The following is a 16,453-nucleotide window of genomic DNA, read 5'->3' on the forward strand; positions in this document are numbered from 1 at the left end:
GCTCTTTTATTTGTACGTAGTGAAATAATTGAAAACTTAGACTAAGGTGATCCAGAGATTATTTTCTACACAAAAAAGCTCAGAGCATAAATACTCTGAGCTTTTATTTAGAATACATTAGTTTGCAACAACGTTAACAAGTTTTCCAGGAACTACAATTACTTTACGAACTGTTTTCCCTTCAATTTGGTCCTTAATTGCTTCAAGTGCAAGTTGTTCCATTTCTTCTTTTGATGCGTCTTTACTCATTGTTAGTTTTGCGCGAACTTTACCCATAACTTGAACAACGATTTCAACTTCATCTTCTACAAGTTTAGACTCATCAAATGTTGGCCAGCTTGCATATGTGATTGTTTCATTGTATCCAAGTTTGCTCCATAGCTCTTCCCCGATGTGAGGTGCAACTGGTGCAATCATTTTTACGAAACCTTCTACATATTCTTTCGGAAGCGTTTCAGCTTTGTATGCATCGTTGATGAATACCATCATTTGAGAAATCGCTGTGTTGAAGCGAAGCTCTGCATAGTCTTCTGTTACTTTCTTCACTGTTTGGTGGTAAGCTTTTTCAAGCTCTTTATTTGGTGCATCAGTAATTTTCTCACTTAATTCACCGTTATCTTGAACGAATAGGCGCCATACGCGGTCTAGGAAACGACGAGCTCCGTCAAGACCATTTTCAGACCAAGCGATTGAAGCATCTAATGGTCCCATGAACATTTCGTATAGACGAAGTGTATCTGCACCGTGGCTTGCTACGATATCATCAGGGTTTACAACGTTACCTTTTGATTTACTCATTTTCTCGTTGTTTTCACCTAGAATCATACCTTGGTTGAATAATTGTTGGAACGGCTCTTTCGTTGGAACTACACCGATATCGTATAATACTTTATGCCAGAAACGAGCATATAGTAAGTGAAGTACAGCGTGCTCTGCTCCGCCGATATAAATATCAACTGGAAGCCATTGTTTTACTTTTTCAGGATCTACAAGTGCTTCGCTATTGTTTGGATCGATGTAACGTAAGTAATACCAGCAGCTACCAGCCCATTGTGGCATTGTGTTCGTTTCACGACGACCTTTTTTACCAGTCTCAGGATCAACAACATTTACCCACTCGTCAATGTTAGCAAGTGGTGATTCACCTGTACCTGAAGGACGGATGTTGTCTGTTTTCGGAAGAACTAATGGTAATTCTTCTTCTTTTACAGCTGTCATTGTGCCATCTTCCCAGTGAATAACTGGAATTGGCTCACCCCAGTAACGTTGACGGCTGAATAACCAGTCACGTAGACGGTATGTTACTTTTTGATTTCCTGCGCTCGTTACTTCAAGCCATTCAATCATTTTTGCGATTGCTTCTTCTTTATTTAAACCATCAAGGAATGCTGAGTTTACGTGTTCACCATCACCTGTGTATGCTTCTTTCGTAATGTCTCCGCCTTTTACAACTTCCTTCATTGGAAGATTGAACGTTGATGCAAATTCATAGTCACGCTCATCATGAGCTGGAACTGCCATTACAGCACCTGTTCCGTAAGTTGCAAGAACGTAATCAGCGATCCAGATTGGTAATTTCTCACCATTTACTGGGTTAACTGCGTAAGCACCAGTGAATACACCAGTTTTCTCTTTCGCAAGTTCTGTACGCTCTAAATCACTCTTCATTTTTACAGAATTAATGTAAGCTTCTACAGCTTCTTTTTGTTCAGCAGTTGTAATATCAGCAACAAGTGCATGTTCCGGAGCAAGTACACAGTAGCTTGCACCGAATAATGTATCAGGACGCGTTGTGAAAACTGTGAACTTCTCGTCTGTGCCATCGATATTGAAGTGTACTTCGGCACCTTCAGAACGACCGATCCAGTTACGTTGCATATCTTTTAAGCTTTCTGGCCAATCAAGCTCATCTAGATCTTCTAATAGACGATCTCCGTAAGCTGTAATTTTTAACATCCACTGTCTCATCGGACGACGCTCAACTGGATGTCCACCGCGTTCACTCTTACCGTCAATGATTTCTTCGTTTGCAAGTACTGTACCAAGTGCTGGGCACCAGTTTACAGGTACTTCATCAACGTAAGCTAAGCCTTTTTCAAATAGTTTTAGGAAGATCCATTGTGTCCACTTATAGTAGTTTGGATCTGTTGTATTTACTTCACGGTCCCAATCGTAAGAGAAACCTAATGATTTAATTTGGTTACGGAATGTATTAATATTATGCTCTGTAAATTCAGCTGGGCTGTTTCCAGTATCAAGTGCATATTGCTCTGCTGGAAGACCGAATGCATCCCATCCCATTGGATGAAGAACGTTATATCCTTGCATACGCTTCATACGAGATAAAATATCTGTTGCTGTATAACCTTCTGGATGTCCTACGTGTAAGCCTGCACCTGATGGATATGGGAACATATCTAGTGCATAAAATTTTGGTTTTTCTGTCTCATCTGGCGTACGGAATGTTTTATTCTCTTCCCAGTACCCTTGCCACTTCTTCTCAATTTCTTGATGATTAAAGCTCATGAGATACCCTCCTTGAAATTCTATTTATTTTCACCGCCCAAAATACAAAAAACCTCTCATCCCTAGAAAGGGACGAGAGGTTATAGATTCCCGCGGTACCACCCTAAATTAATGTACAAATATACATTCGCTTAGATCCGTAACGTGGATTAACGGCAATTGCTACTATTAGTTTCACAACTGCAACTCAAAGGCGAGTTCATAACGAAACGTGGATTGACTTGCACCGACCGTCAACTCTCTAAACCAGCTTCTATTACTACTACTCCTTCTCACTGTTATTACACATATGAGTTAATTTGAACTACCCTCCACTTCGTATCTCTAAAGAGCTTACTTAAAGCGGGGCTTCTCGGTTAATCGTTACTTTTAATAACTAACGAATTCGTCTTAAGACAGCCGAGCTATCTCCCTTGTTCTAAAGGTTGTTTTATTTAAATATATTCTAAAACATGTGAACATGTTCCGTCAAACTAAACTGCAATTTTTTCTTCAACTGTTTCTTCTACTTTTACTCGTTTATCATAAATACTCGTTGCGATAAGCGCTACTACAAGCATTACCATGATTGCTATAAACAATACTTCCATATTGTATAAATCCACAATTGCTCCGCCAACGACCGGCCCGAACATTTTCCCTACAGTCGCCGCACTATTTACAACACCTTGATAAAACCCTAACTTATCTTTTGGCGCAAGTATATTTGCAATCGTTGGAACTGCTGGCCATACGAATAACTCACCAATTGTTAATGTTACCATCGCAACGAGGAACATCGTAAATTGCTGCGCTTGACTTAATACAATGAATGACACTGCAAAAATAAGAATCCCAATCATAATTTGTTGTTTTAACGAACGCTTCATCCAGCGAATTAACATACTAACTAGTGGCTGTGCACAAACGATCATCGCTCCGTTTATCGTCCATAATAAACTATAGTGACGAAGACTAATATTTAACTCTTGCATATGTGTTGCAATTGCTCCTTGCCATTGTACGTATGTAACCCAGCATAAAGCATATGCTACACATACGATAAGAAGTGCTTTGAATCCAGGTGTAAGCGACCAACCTTTTTTCGTTTCCACTTCTTTTTGTACTCCTGGCTCTTTTTTGTCTTCCATACCACGGAATCCAATAAAAGCAATTAAGAAGAAAACAAAGTATAAAATAAAGTTTGCTAAGAAAATATAATCAAAACGATATGATGCAACTAATCCACCACACGCTGTTCCGATCGCAATACCAACGTTTTGTCCAACATACATCGCATTAAATGCTCGTCTTCCGCCCTCTGGCCAAACCGTACCAACCATCGCATACATCGATGGAAAGACCATTCCAGAACCAAAGCCGATTAACGCTAGCCAAACAACATATAACGGCCAACCGTGGAAGAACACAAGACCTAAAATCGATACGAGTGTAATGACAATCCCTACTAAAGTTGATTTATAACCGCCCCATTTATCAAATAAAACACCGCCGAGCAAGTTTCCGATTACACCAGTAAGCGAGTTGATCATTAATACCATTCCGGCCACAGATAAAGATTTCCCTAGGTGATCATGCAAATAAATTGTATTAAAAGGCCATAAAAAAGAAGCACCCGTGACATTAATAATCATCCCAGCTACTAATAGCCATACTTTCCTTGGCATAGTCTCCCCTCCTATTCTATTTTTTCGTTCATCTATAACAGTAAAATTGTAGTCGTTTTTAAATAGGAAGGCAACTGATTAATAGTTGATGAAATTCAGATAATGGTTTGTCGGTAAATGAAATTATATTGATTGCTGTTTGAAAATATATCGGCGATTTTGGAAATATATCGACGATTATTAAGATATATCGACGATTCTCGAAATATATCAGCGATTATTAAAATATATCGACTTACCGACAAAAAACGACAACAGCAACACTATATAAAGAGGCTGCATGAAGTTCATGCAGCCTCTTTATACTATCCGACTTCCTTTTCTCGCTTTGCACGTTCTTTCGCACTCCATTTAAATACCTTATCTAGTAGAGAGTATATTCTCCCAGACTCTTTCGTTAATAACGGTCCTAACGATGCCAATATTAAAACATATAAAGCAGAGAACGGTTTAATCGCTGCCATTAAGCCACCCGCAATGCCGATATTAGCAACAATAATGGAGAACTCTCCACGCGATACAAGTGTTAAACCGATATTCGTAGAAGCCTTATGCGATAACCCGGCTTTACGTCCCGCCATCATTCCAGCTGTAAAATTACCGATGAGTGTAATGAGCACTGCTCCTAATGCCAACCACACTGCTCCTCCAAGCGAAAACGGATCTATGCTTAAACCGAAGCTGAAAAAGAATATGGCTCCAAAGAAATCACGGAATGGGACGACTAGCTTCTCAATCCGATCACTATGCTCTGTTTCAGAAAACACGAGTCCTAACAATAACGCTCCAATTGCCTCAGCGACATGAATCGTTTCTGAAAATCCTGCTACGAAGAATAAAATAGCGAATATTACGATAATAAAAATTTCATTTGAGGAAATATCTAATATTTTATTTAAAAACGGCGTAGCTTTTCTAGCGATTACAAAGAATAGTAGCATATACCCTACTGCGATTAACACCGATGTAAGAGCACCTACAAATGATGTGGCACCACCGAGTACTAACCCTGAAACGACTGATAAATATACAGCTAAAAAAATATCATCAAACATGATGATTCCTAATATTAATTCAGTCTCTTTATTACCAGATCTTCTTAAATCAACAATGACTTTTGCAACAATTGCACTTGATGAAATTGTAATGATTCCAGCAATAATTAACGTCTCTAATAAGGGAAATCCCACCACATATCCATAAAGCAAACCTAATAAGAAATTAAGTGATATGTGAACAGTCCCCCCGAAAGCAATTGATTTTCCTGATTTAATTAATTTTTTAATTGAGAATTCTAAACCTAAGTAGAATAGGAGGAATATGACGCCAACGCGGCCGAGGAAGGAAATAACTTCTCCGCTTTCAATAAACCTTAAATCGATAAGTCCTAAATCGGGGGCATGAGGCCCCACTAACATACCGAGTATAATGAGAAACGGAATAATCGAGAACTTTAACTTCGCAGCGAGGATAGCTGCAAAAGCTACTAATACTAACGCAGTTCCAACTTCAAAGATTAAAGTATCCATCGATTATGAATCACCTCCTGATGAAAGCAATTCATTAATAATTCTTTTCACTTCATGTCTCGCGCCCGATAACACGAGCATATCGCCAGCTTCAATAATAGAGTCTGGACCTGGATTAAAGAATTTCTTCATATTCTTTTTTAAAATAGCAATAATCGTTACGTTATATGTTTTTCTGACATGTAAGCTACCAATTGTTTTTTGTACGACTGGTGCGTTATTTTCCACCTTAAACCATTCAATTGATAGTCCTTCAAAAGCCATCTCAATTGTGTCTAAAGCTTGCGGTCTATATACCATTCCGCCTAATATAGCCGCAATTTGTCTCGCTTCAGAATCACGAAGAGAAATACTTGAAATACTTTCATCATGATCTGCATCAAAATGATACATTTCTCTTCGGCCATCATCGTGAATAACAATAACCAGCTTTTCATTACCTTTTGTAATTACTTCAAACTTACATCCAATGCCCGGTAATTCACTCTCTCGAATATTCATATTCCCGCCTCCTAAAGTTTTTAGTTACGGCTTTTACAAATCAACATCAATCTCGGTTTTAAATTCTTCATCTTTTGAGATTCCTAAATACTTGAGCGTCTCTGAAGGTGTCGCGTGATGGAAATGCTTTTGCAATAGTGCAATCGCTATCCCTCTTTTGTATGCATGAAATCCAAACGTTTTTCTCATTGAGTTTGTTCCGATTTTACCAACAATCCCAACCGCTTCAGCAGCATTATGAATGACACGATACGCTTGTTGACGTGTAATTGAATTTTTCGTTTTATTAGATTGAAATACGTAGTTTTCTCTTTTCACATCAATAGATTGTACGTACTCTAAAAGTGCTTCTTTTACTTTTGTATTTAAATAAATATCTTGTTTAAACTTTTCATCTTTCACAGGAAGAGAATAAAACTCTTTAACAGTTCCATCTTCATTTAATACCTCTTCAAATTTCATACTAAGTAGCTCAGTAATCTTTAATCCTGTGTTAATTCCAATAACAAATAAAAGATAATCTCGCTGTGAGTGCTCTTTTAAATACTTTTTCATCGCCTCAATTTGGCTTATATCTTTTAATGCCTCTACAACTTCCATACATGTATTCTCCTCATCTTATGAACGGTAATTTTCTCATCATGTTGTCCATTTTACCTTATCACGCTATGAGATTTCCATGTATTATCCATTATTTTTACAATATACTTTTAAGCTCGGAAATTTATAATTGTGCAAATACAGTAGGGGTAGGAATAATAGGGGATACAAGTTCAGCCTCTTTCTACAGATCGGATTCCTCCTTTCCTTATCCAGTTGCTTCTACTTTTATATTATGTTACTTATTTACATTATATTATATATTTCAGTAACATTAAAGTATTTTTTCTGAAAATAATAAAAACCGAGCAATTTCGCTCGGTTTTTATTAATCTTCTTTCGGAAGAACAATTCCTTTATACAATTGAACTGTAATGAAGTAATAAATCGTGTAAATAACTACGAAAATTATGATTGGTACCCAAATACGGAAGTACGGATCGATTAAAATAAATCCGAAAATATTCATACCAACTAATACGTGAGCAATACCTACAATTGCTGGGAATAAGAAGACTAAGAATAACTCTTTATAAATGGATTTCGTTAATAATTCACGGCGCACCCCGATTTTACGAAGCATTTGATAACGCGTAATATCTTTTGATGCACCAGAAAGAATTTTGAACATTAAACAACTTGCCATCATTGCTAAGAAAGCAATTCCAAGGAAGAATCCCATAAACACTGTTCCGCTCGCAACGCCATAGAACATGTCGTAAGCTTGATATTTACTATCTAATCTTTCAGCTTTTACATTTTTATATTTATCTAGCTGCAACTCGTCAAGTTTTTTCCATTCTTTTTTATGCGCTTCAAAATCATCTGTTTTTCCAGTAAATACAATTCCTTCTTTACCATTTACAGTATCGTACATTTTTTGATCTACAATTTTAATTGCATGATCTTCATGCACGTAAAATGGCTGGATTGTTCTGAAAGCCTCGTCCCATTCTTGTGGAAGTTCTTTAGCACTCGCATCTTTTTCATTCATTTCTCTAGCAACTGCACCCACTGGTAGTTCCTCTGAAACTTTTTTCGTTTTTACTAAATCCTTCATCGACTTCATATTTGTCATATCTTTTACTAAAGGACGATTTTTCTCTAAATCTTCTTTTACATAGTAAACGTATTTATCATCGACTTTGTAACGATATTCGCTTTTCTCTTTAAATGTAATATCGTCTAAAATTTTCTTTTCTTCAGCAGTTGGATTATGAACTACTGAATCATATATTACGAAACCATCAACCATTTTTATAACGTTATTTTTAAACGCCATACCACCTGAAATGGCACCGGCTCCAAGCGCAACTAACATCGCTACTGTTGCAAGTACCTTTGTTAAGCTATTAATACGGAAGTTTAATTGTGCAAATGTAAAAGCGTTAAGCCCTTTTTCACTACGCTTTTTATTACTTTTTAACTTTTTAATAATAACAGGAAGAAGTGATCCAAATAACATGTAAGTACCAGCTGTTGTTGTCACTAATGCAATAAGGATTCCCATTTCTCTTAGTTTTTCCATGTAAATCATCGATGCATAGCCAATGCCTAATAAAATAACCGCTAGGAATGCAACTACACCTGTCATTTTTCCTTTTACCGCAACACGTTCTGTTTGTGCATCTGCATGTACAAGTTGCAGTACAGAAATACGTGATAACTTAATACTATTCATAATTGCTGATAATACAAATAGTGCTAAGAAGAAAATGCAAGTAACGGTCATTGATGGAAGGTAAAATGCTTTATAGCCTTCACCAGCAAACTCTAATTGTTTCATTAATAACTGTCCGATACCTTCTGCAAGTCCTACACCAACTGTAATACCGATCGCAAGAGACGCAGCGCCTAATACGATTGTTTCGATAAACATAAGTAATGTAACTTTATGCTTTTTTGCTCCTAACATCATATACATACCAAACTCTTTTTGACGAAGAGATAATAAGAAAGAGTTCGCATATAAAATATAGAAGAACGTTATAATAGCAAGTAAAAATGAACCTGCTTGGAATACAAATCCAATTGATTGAATAACTGAGTTGGATTCAATAAACGCTTTATTTAGTGCTAACGTTTGGAACATATAAAAAATTGAAATCGACATGACAAGACCAACAAGTAAGACGATATAATCTTTCAGCTTACTTTTTAGTCCTGACATGGAAAGTTTGAATAACATGCCTTAGAACCTCCTTTCTTACGCTTTTTGTGTGCCTAAGTCTGCTAGCACATCTAAAATCTCTTTATAAAACTCTTCACGTGTACCGCCGCGGTGAATTTCTTTATATAGCTCACCATCTTGAATGAATAAAATACGCTGACAGTAACTTGCACTGTAAGGATCATGTGTAACCATCATAATAGATACGCCTTGATCTTTATTTAAGTTTGTCATCGCATCAAGTAAACTCGTTGCATTTTTAGAATCAAGCGCTCCTGTTGGCTCGTCCCCTAAAATAATTGCAGGTTCATGCACTAATGCACGCGCCGCTGCTGAACGTTGCTTTTGTCCACCAGATACTTCAGATGGATACTTTTGAAGTATTGCCGAAATGCCTAACATATCTGCTACCTTTTCTACTTTTGGTCCAATATTTCGTGATGAGACACCTTGAAGAGATAATGGAAGTGCAATGTTTTCGTAAATAGATAAGTTCTCTAATAAGTTAAAGTCTTGGAAGATGAATCCTAATTTTTGAGAGCGGAAATCAGAAAGCTCACCTTGTTTCATTTTCGTAATGTCCGTACCCGCAATTTCAACAACACCGCCCGTTGCTTTATCTAGCGTTGAAATTACATTTAATAATGTCGTTTTACCAGAACCAGATGGTCCCATAATCCCAACAAACTCACCCTCTTGAATTGAGAATGATACACCTTTTAATGCATGTGATTGGTTCTCACCTTTTTTACCGTACACTTTTTGAACGTTTTTCACGTCTACAACTGGTTTCGTCATATATATCCTCCTACGCTTGTTTTTCCATTACCTATTTTGCGCCTTTTGGAGATGAACTGCTATTTGTTAACATTACAATTACCTTACACTTTTGTAAGATAAAAAAGGTGTGTTTGTAAGCTTGGCTTTTACTACTAGTAACATAGTGAATCGGTAACTGAAATTATATCGGCGATTTTTCAAATATATCGACGATTCTCCTACTTTTATCAGCGATTTTTTTAATATATCGGCGATTCTCCCACTTTTATCAGCGATTTTCAAAATATATCGACTTATCGACAAAAGCTGACAATAAAATAAGCTGCTCCACAAAAGGAACAGCCCACTTCTCTCTTTATTTCTTTAAAGGTGTTACCGTCCAATACGTAATAACACGCCAAATCCATTCTAATGGACCCATTTTAAAGATTTTCATCCAAATCACACTAAACACAATTTGAATTGCATAAATTGCAATACACACATATAACGTCTGCATGTAAGTTAAATTTCCCGCAAAGTTACATACACTTCCTGCGATTAAAATCATTGCAGTTTGTCCAATATAATTCGTTAAAGCCATACGACCATAATATTTCAGTGGCGCTAACAATGTTTGAACTAGTTTTAATTGAAGTAGTAAAATTAATGCTCCAACATAGAAAGCTGAAATAATTGGGCCAACTGTAACACCAATTTTTAAAAATTGGCTTGCAGCATCCATTGTTCCGTCCTCATTCATTAGTATCATATTTACAAATGGATCAGCAGGCACGTGCCCGTATTGATACCATACAGCTACGACACTTAAAACAAACATAATACCTGTAAAAATAGCGACTTTCTTTATATTTTGCGCAAGATTTTCAAATGCACGATATTGCCCTGCAGCAAGCCCTAATAAAATTAAGCCAAGTGGCAATAGTTCCTTAGCACCCATTACGCTAAAGGCAATTGTTAAAATAAGACCAATAACTAAGTTCACTTGTTTTTTCACTTTATAAAATGGTAAAGCGATCAACCCGCAAATTGCATATAACGTTAATGCTTCTCCAGGCTGAAACATTTGATGAATCAAACCGAAAATAAATAGTGCAACTAAGCGGCGTAAAAATAAAACATATCCATTTTTCCCCTTTGCAATTGCTCTAGAGATAAAGATATAGAATCCCACTCCAAATAAGAATGAGAAGATTGAGAAGAAACGACCTTCTACAAATAAGTATAAAAACCTTTGATAACTAGCATCCACTGTATTAGGATCTGGAATTTTAATGTTAAGTAGTGCAAGAATATTTACTAAAATAATCCCCAGTAATGCGAAGCCACGAATGTAATCTAACTCATCAATTCGTTTGTTTGTCATATTGTTCCCCATAAAGCAACTCCTTGTATAAAATTTAATCCTCCCCTACTCTACTGGAAATGTATTCTTACAACTATCGACAAACCTTACAGTAATCTTACATTATTGTCATATAACAAAATAAAACCAGGTCATATTGCGACCTGGTCTACTCTGATTGTTTCGATCTTTGAGGTTGTCCTTTTTTACTGTTACGCTGTTTCACTTGAACAACTGGATCAAGCTCATTCGAAAACTCAGCGTTATGTCCATTTTGCGTTTTTTGCTCTGGGTTATTTTGATCTGAACGTTTCGCCATTACATTCACTCCTTATTAGTGCGGTGTAATAATCATTTGATGTTGCAATTGGCGAATTGCCATACGTGCTCTATTTAATTGCTCACGTTGCTCATCATTCGCATGTTGTTGCATCGTTTGTAAATCGTTATATGCTTGTTCTAATTGTAACTGCGCATCCGAATACTCCATCGTATTGTAATGCTCTTGTCTCATGCCTTGGTCTAATTGTTCTTTCGCATATTCCACCGCTTGTTCTGCTTGTGTAATATACGATTCAAGTGATTGACGCTCTGCCATAATTGTCCCTCCTTGCTTCAATTCCCCTTTAGTGTGTCCCTTCCATATGAACCTTATGAGTATGTTATAATGGATTTTGTTTCATTTTGACTCGGCTTAGGAGGGAAAGTAATGAAGGTTCAAAACCCTTTTCCATATACAAACGACAATAAACGTTATCATACATGGAATTACCATTTACGAAATGAATTTGGTGAAAAAATCTTTAAAGTTTCATTAGATGCTGGCTTCGATTGCCCGAACCGTGACGGTACAGTTGCTTATGGCGGTTGTACATTTTGCAGTGCTGCTGGATCTGGTGACTTCGCTGGCGATCGCCGCGATGATGTTATAACGCAATATCATGAAATGAAAGAAAAAATGCGCTCAAAGTGGAAAGATGGAAAATGTATCGCTTATTTCCAGGCTTACACAAATACACATGCACCTCTTGAAGTGTTAAAAGAGAAATTCGAACCGCTTCTAGCTGAAAAAGACGTTGTCGGTCTTTCTATCGCAACTCGTCCAGATTGTTTACCAGACGATGTCGTTGCATATTTAGCGGACTTAAATAAACGCACATATCTTTGGGTTGAACTCGGATTACAAACTGTTCATGAACGAACTGCAAACCTTATTAACCGCGCTCACGATTATCCTTCTTACGTTGAAGGCGTAAATAAATTACGTAAGCATGGCATTCGAGTTTGCTCTCATATTATTAACGGTCTTCCACTTGAAGATTACGACATGATGATGGAAACAGCTCGCGAAGTAGCGAAGCTTGACGTACAAGGAATTAAAATCCACTTACTTCACTTATTAAAAGGAACGCCAATGGTAAAGCAATATGAAAAAGGACAACTCGAGTTCCTTTCTCTTGAGGATTACGTAAGTCTCGTTGTTGACCAACTTGAAATTATTCCAGAAGACGTAATTGTGCACCGTATTACAGGTGACGGTCCACCGGATTTAATGATTGGTCCAATGTGGAGCTTAAATAAATGGGAAGTATTAAATTCCATCGATGCAGAATTTGTACGCCGCGGAAGCTGGCAAGGAAAATATGCAAATGAGGAGAAACAGAAATGAAATTAGAACGTGTATTACCGTTTGCTCGCACTCTCTTGCAAACGGCAGTAAAAGAAGGCGATTACGCTGTAGATGCAACTTTAGGAAACGGACATGACACTTGCTTCCTAGCTAAAATCGTTGGCGATAACGGAAAAGTATTTGGATTTGATATTCAAAAAGAGGCAATTGAAAGCTCAACAACTCGTCTAAAAGAAAAAGAACTTTTCGAACGTACTGTTTTAGTTCACGATAGTCACGATACACTTCTATCCGTATTACCAGAAGATGCAAAAGGTAAAGTAACAGGCGCAATTTTCAACTTAGGTTACCTTCCAGGCGGAGACAAGCATATCGTTACAAAACCGAACTCAACAATTTCAGCAATCGAACAATTATTAGAAATAATGGCACCTGAAGGTATCATCGTCCTTGTTATTTACCACGGACATCCAGAAGGACAAGTAGAACGGGACGCTGTTCTCAAATTTGCCGAAGAATTAGACCAAAAACAAGCACACGTACTGCGCTACGGCTTCATTAACCAACAAAATAACCCGCCATTTATTGTGGCGATTGAGAAGCGATAAATATATCGACGATTTTTCAATTATATCTATCGTAACTTAAAATATATCAACGATTTTTTCGATATATCGACGATTCGACACACTATATCGACTTATCGACAAAACATAACAAAAAAAGACGTGCACTCACTGCACGTCTTTTTGTTATTCTCCTATATAATGGATATATACACTGTATAGGAGGATAGAACTTTGCTAGTAGAACTAAAGGGAATTCAAAAGAAGTATGGCAAATCACTTATACTAGACAACATTGATTTATCCATTCCAGAAGGAGAAGCACTCGCCATTATTGGCGGGAACGGGACTGGAAAAAGTACTCTACTCAAAATAATTGCAGGCTTTATTTCACATACGGCAGGGACAATTCAAAGGAAAGAACATATACAAATCGGCTATGTACCTGAACATTTTCCTGAAGGGATTCGTTTTACATTAGAGGATTATCTATTTCATCTCGGCCGCATTCACGGTTTATCAACAAAATATGTAAAAGATAAAATTCCGCTGCTTCTTGAAAGGTTTCATTTACTTCATGCAAGACATTCCGTTATACGAAACTTTTCAAAAGGTATGAAACAAAAAACCGGTATTATGCAAGCATTACTTACGGACGTCCATTTATTAATTTTAGACGAACCGCTTTCTGGACTCGATCCGAACTCTCAGCAAGAATTAGAACATATTTTACTCTCATTAAAACAACAAGGTATATCTATACTCTTCACATGTCACGAAAAACAGCTACTAGAAAACTTCGCCGATAGAATTGTGACGTTAGCAAATCATACAATCACAGAAAATATCTCTGCACAAAAAGGAGCAGAACAAGTCTATATTGAAGCAATTGTTCACGAAACATTTTCAGCGATAGAACTACAAAAACAATCCGGTTTTATACACGTTGCACACAATTCAAATCAAAACCTTATTCAATTACAAATCGAAAAAGAATATACAAACGAAATGCTTCAGTTTTTATTGCATAAAAAAGCATCTATCACACTGCTACAACCTAACTTTTAAATCGAAAGAAGGTTTATTATGTTTGCTCTTATTCGTTACCATTTTCTCGACTATACAAAATCGTATAAGTACGTCCCTCCTATTGCGATGTACTTCATGAGCTTACTTTTTGTATATACATATAAACCGACTCCTATTGTACCGACATATTTAGAAACAGCAATTGCGCTTTATTTATTATCTGCCTGGATTACGGTCACAATTTTTCATACGGAAGATCCTGTACAAGAACAAATTACGATTTCTCACACAAATAATATTTCCGCACTATATGTAGGGAAATATATTACAGCTCTTCTCATTTGTACTGTTTTATCTTTTATATCCGTAATCTACCCAATTATTTTGCAAATGTTTAATGAAAAAATGACAGTTTCTTTATTTTTAGTCGGATTTCTCGCTCATATGTCTTTCTCTATACTTGGAATTTCAATCGCATCTTTATTTACTAGAAATATGATTCCAAAAGCAAGCACCGCTTGGCTTAGTCTTACATTTATATTGCTTATAACGATTGCATCTATCCGGTTTAAAAAAGAGTTACTATGGTTTTTACCACCTGTCGAAAGCTTTCTAATGCTTGGACAATACAAATATAATATACTGACTCACACGCTATGGCTCACAGCTTGGGCTATCGTATATTCATTTTTATTATTTACCTTATTTCTTTTTATCGTTCGCAAAAAACGTTTTTAATTACATATTGAAGGAGACAAAACAATGATCGGAATACTAGCAGGAATGGGGCCAAAATCAACTGGACCATTCGTTGATACAGTTGTAGCAGAGTGCCAAACAATATACGGAGCAAAGCATGACATGGACTTTCCTCATATGATGATCTATTCGTGCCCAACACCGTTTTACATGGATCGCCCTATTGATCATGAAGCGATGAAAAAAGCGATTATTGAAGGAGCACAAAAACTCGAGAGTACTGGCGCAAGCTTTATCGCTATGCCGTGCAATACAGCGCATCTTTATTTTGAAGAATTACAGCAATCTCTTTCTATTCCTATTTTGAATATAGTTGATGAAACGTTAAAAGCGATTCCTGAAACTGCAAAAAGAGTCGCTCTTCTCGCAACAGAAGCAACTGTTCAAGCTGGTATTTACCAAGATGGGATTGCAAAATGTAACATAGAGTATATTCATTACGAACAATGGCAGGAAAGCATTAATCAAATTATTACTTATATTAAAAGCGGAGAAGTTGAAGAAGCTCGTGAATTGTGGAATGCACTCGTTTTACAATTGAAAGATGAAGTTGATACCGCCATTATCGCATGTACCGATTTGAATGTGGTGGCGAGTGAGGATTTTGTTGATTCCTCTCAATGTCTTGCAAAAGCGGTTGTTAGGATGTATGTAGAAAATATAAGGGGGTCCAAATGAATATACCTTTTGAAATGGGATACACATTTGATGAAAATCTTAGAGAAAAACCTATATCCCTTGCTGAAATGAAGCAAGGGATTGTATTTTTGAAAGAGCATTTACATGAAAGTTCGTTATACGGAAAAAACTGCGGATTAATCGGTGTTTATGAACGAATCGCTGGCAACCTTTCTGACAGTGAGTATTACTTACAGAAGGCTATTGAATATTACACACAAACAGATAACATCCAAGTGCTTTTTATTAACAAACTTCGCCTCGCACATACATATCATTGGGAAAGAAAGTTTGCTGCTGCAAATACAATCTTTGCCGAACTTCTACAAACACTGCCAGACTTACCCGCTTATGAAGATTTTTTCTACCAACATTACGGAAAAAGTAAATTAGATGAAGGTGACTTCCAAACCGCCCTTACTTGTTTTCAAAAAGCACTTCAAATTAGGCTACAAAAAGGAAATGAAGAGCTGATTCATTCAACTACACTTTGCATAGAACATTGTATGTCTCGGCAATTGAACATGGATGTATAATTATAATAAAATTGATTAAATTTAAAACTATAAATAAGCATAGTACCGTTCTTACGGATGGTATTATGCTTACTTAATTTCCAAATCCACATAAGAATTCATAACTTTTAGAAACAATAGCGTCTTTCAAAATACAA

At 36.7% G+C, this 16,453-nt stretch carries 16 protein-coding genes and 1 other annotated feature; of the genes, 6 read left to right on the forward strand and 10 right to left on the reverse strand.

Going from position 1 to position 16,453, the window contains the following annotated elements; translation table 11 throughout:
* Window positions 1–117: 117 nt before the first annotated feature.
* The 10 genes from leuS to NST14_RS24125 all read right to left on the reverse strand — a co-directional run bounded on the left by leuS (window position 118) and on the right by NST14_RS24125 (window position 11,716).
* Window positions 118–2,526 (reverse strand): leucine--tRNA ligase, encoded by a 2,409-nt coding sequence (leuS, locus tag NST14_RS24080; protein ID WP_000009457.1) that lies wholly within the window; start codon window positions 2,524–2,526, stop codon window positions 118–120.
* 65 nt (window positions 2,527–2,591) lie between these two features.
* Window positions 2,592–2,811 (reverse strand) — a binding site (T-box leader).
* Window positions 2,812–2,999: 188 nt separating this feature from the next.
* The gene (locus tag NST14_RS24085) at window positions 3,000–4,193 is read right to left on the reverse strand and encodes an MDR family MFS transporter (RefSeq protein ID WP_001137564.1); all 1,194 of its coding nucleotides are present in this window, start codon (window positions 4,191–4,193) and stop codon (window positions 3,000–3,002) included.
* Window positions 4,194–4,498: 305 nt separating this feature from the next.
* Complete coding sequence (locus tag NST14_RS24090; RefSeq protein ID WP_000380205.1) at window positions 4,499–5,722, reverse strand: cation:proton antiporter; 1,224 nt, start codon at window positions 5,720–5,722, stop codon at window positions 4,499–4,501.
* Between the two features lie 3 nt (window positions 5,723–5,725).
* Window positions 5,726–6,223: a cation:proton antiporter regulatory subunit gene (locus NST14_RS24095; RefSeq protein WP_001026042.1), complete on the reverse strand. Its 498-nt coding sequence runs from the start codon at window positions 6,221–6,223 to the stop codon at window positions 5,726–5,728.
* A gap of 33 nt (window positions 6,224–6,256) precedes the next feature.
* Window positions 6,257–6,823: a tyrosine-type recombinase/integrase gene (locus NST14_RS24100; protein ID WP_000454218.1), complete on the reverse strand. Its 567-nt coding sequence runs from the start codon at window positions 6,821–6,823 to the stop codon at window positions 6,257–6,259.
* Between the two features lie 328 nt (window positions 6,824–7,151).
* Window positions 7,152–9,011: an FtsX-like permease family protein gene (locus tag NST14_RS24105; RefSeq protein ID WP_000897792.1), complete on the reverse strand. Its 1,860-nt coding sequence runs from the start codon at window positions 9,009–9,011 to the stop codon at window positions 7,152–7,154.
* Between the two features lie 18 nt (window positions 9,012–9,029).
* Window positions 9,030–9,791 carry an ABC transporter ATP-binding protein gene (locus NST14_RS24110; RefSeq protein WP_000165846.1) on the reverse strand — a complete coding sequence of 254 codons (762 nt, stop codon included), beginning with the start codon at window positions 9,789–9,791 and terminating at the stop codon, window positions 9,030–9,032.
* A gap of 337 nt (window positions 9,792–10,128) precedes the next feature.
* Complete coding sequence (locus NST14_RS24115) at window positions 10,129–11,151, reverse strand: DUF418 domain-containing protein (RefSeq protein WP_000527877.1); 1,023 nt, start codon at window positions 11,149–11,151, stop codon at window positions 10,129–10,131.
* 136 nt (window positions 11,152–11,287) lie between these two features.
* A complete protein-coding gene (locus NST14_RS24120; RefSeq protein WP_001129345.1) occupies window positions 11,288–11,437 on the reverse strand; it encodes a hypothetical protein in 150 nt (49 codons plus the stop codon).
* Window positions 11,438–11,452: 15 nt separating this feature from the next.
* Window positions 11,453–11,716 carry a YtzC family protein gene (locus NST14_RS24125; RefSeq protein ID WP_000840869.1) on the reverse strand — a complete coding sequence of 88 codons (264 nt, stop codon included), beginning with the start codon at window positions 11,714–11,716 and terminating at the stop codon, window positions 11,453–11,455.
* A 111-nt stretch (window positions 11,717–11,827) separates the two neighbouring features.
* On the opposite strand from NST14_RS24125, the gene NST14_RS24130 reads away from it, so the two are divergent.
* From NST14_RS24130 to NST14_RS24155, 6 genes are all read left to right on the forward strand, one after another.
* The gene (locus NST14_RS24130) at window positions 11,828–12,787 is read left to right on the forward strand and encodes a TIGR01212 family radical SAM protein (protein WP_000868018.1); all 960 of its coding nucleotides are present in this window, start codon (window positions 11,828–11,830) and stop codon (window positions 12,785–12,787) included.
* Window positions 12,784–13,356, forward strand: coding sequence for a class I SAM-dependent methyltransferase (locus NST14_RS24135; protein WP_000764500.1), 573 nt, complete (start codon window positions 12,784–12,786; stop codon window positions 13,354–13,356). Before NST14_RS24130 ends, NST14_RS24135 begins: the two co-directional genes overlap by 4 nt.
* 192 nt (window positions 13,357–13,548) lie before the next feature.
* The gene (locus NST14_RS24140; protein WP_000959708.1) at window positions 13,549–14,382 is read left to right on the forward strand and encodes an ABC transporter ATP-binding protein; all 834 of its coding nucleotides are present in this window, start codon (window positions 13,549–13,551) and stop codon (window positions 14,380–14,382) included.
* A gap of 18 nt (window positions 14,383–14,400) precedes the next feature.
* On the forward strand, window positions 14,401–15,081 hold the full coding sequence (locus tag NST14_RS24145; RefSeq protein WP_000457763.1) for a hypothetical protein: 681 nt from the start codon (window positions 14,401–14,403) through the stop codon (window positions 15,079–15,081).
* A gap of 24 nt (window positions 15,082–15,105) precedes the next feature.
* Window positions 15,106–15,780, forward strand: coding sequence for an aspartate/glutamate racemase family protein (locus NST14_RS24150; protein ID WP_214328355.1), 675 nt, complete (start codon window positions 15,106–15,108; stop codon window positions 15,778–15,780).
* Entirely contained in the window at window positions 15,777–16,316 is a 540-nt protein-coding gene (locus NST14_RS24155) for a hypothetical protein (protein WP_001024985.1), read from the forward strand. Before NST14_RS24150 ends, NST14_RS24155 begins: the two co-directional genes overlap by 4 nt.
* Window positions 16,317–16,453 lie beyond the last annotated feature (137 nt).

It is taken from the genome of Bacillus sp. FSL W8-0519, from assembly GCF_038005585.1.
GTDB lineage: Bacteria > Bacillota > Bacilli > Bacillales > Bacillaceae_G > Bacillus_A > Bacillus_A paranthracis.

Excerpts from the sequence above, each read along its gene's own strand:
- NST14_RS24085 (WP_001137564.1), bottom strand. The coding sequence starts at position 4,193 with ATGCCAAGGAAAGTATGGCTATTAGTAGCTGGGATGATTATTAATGTC.
- NST14_RS24105 (WP_000897792.1), bottom strand. The coding sequence starts at position 9,011 with ATGTTATTCAAACTTTCCATGTCAGGACTAAAAAGTAAGCTGAAAGAT.
- leuS (WP_000009457.1), bottom strand. The coding sequence starts at position 2,526 with ATGAGCTTTAATCATCAAGAAATTGAGAAGAAGTGGCAAGGGTACTGG.
- NST14_RS24120 (WP_001129345.1), bottom strand. The coding sequence starts at position 11,437 with ATGGCGAAACGTTCAGATCAAAATAACCCAGAGCAAAAAACGCAAAAT.
- NST14_RS24135 (WP_000764500.1), top strand. The coding sequence starts at position 12,784 with ATGAAATTAGAACGTGTATTACCGTTTGCTCGCACTCTCTTGCAAACG.
- NST14_RS24095 (WP_001026042.1), bottom strand. The coding sequence starts at position 6,223 with ATGAATATTCGAGAGAGTGAATTACCGGGCATTGGATGTAAGTTTGAA.
- NST14_RS24125 (WP_000840869.1), bottom strand. The coding sequence starts at position 11,716 with ATGGCAGAGCGTCAATCACTTGAATCGTATATTACACAAGCAGAACAA.
- NST14_RS24150 (WP_214328355.1), top strand. The coding sequence starts at position 15,106 with ATGATCGGAATACTAGCAGGAATGGGGCCAAAATCAACTGGACCATTC.
- NST14_RS24090 (WP_000380205.1), bottom strand. The coding sequence starts at position 5,722 with ATGGATACTTTAATCTTTGAAGTTGGAACTGCGTTAGTATTAGTAGCT.
- NST14_RS24145 (WP_000457763.1), top strand. The coding sequence starts at position 14,401 with ATGTTTGCTCTTATTCGTTACCATTTTCTCGACTATACAAAATCGTAT.
- NST14_RS24115 (WP_000527877.1), bottom strand. The coding sequence starts at position 11,151 with ATGGGGAACAATATGACAAACAAACGAATTGATGAGTTAGATTACATT.
- NST14_RS24130 (WP_000868018.1), top strand. The coding sequence starts at position 11,828 with ATGAAGGTTCAAAACCCTTTTCCATATACAAACGACAATAAACGTTAT.
- NST14_RS24155 (WP_001024985.1), top strand. The coding sequence starts at position 15,777 with ATGAATATACCTTTTGAAATGGGATACACATTTGATGAAAATCTTAGA.
- NST14_RS24110 (WP_000165846.1), bottom strand. The coding sequence starts at position 9,791 with ATGACGAAACCAGTTGTAGACGTGAAAAACGTTCAAAAAGTGTACGGT.
- NST14_RS24100 (WP_000454218.1), bottom strand. The coding sequence starts at position 6,823 with ATGGAAGTTGTAGAGGCATTAAAAGATATAAGCCAAATTGAGGCGATG.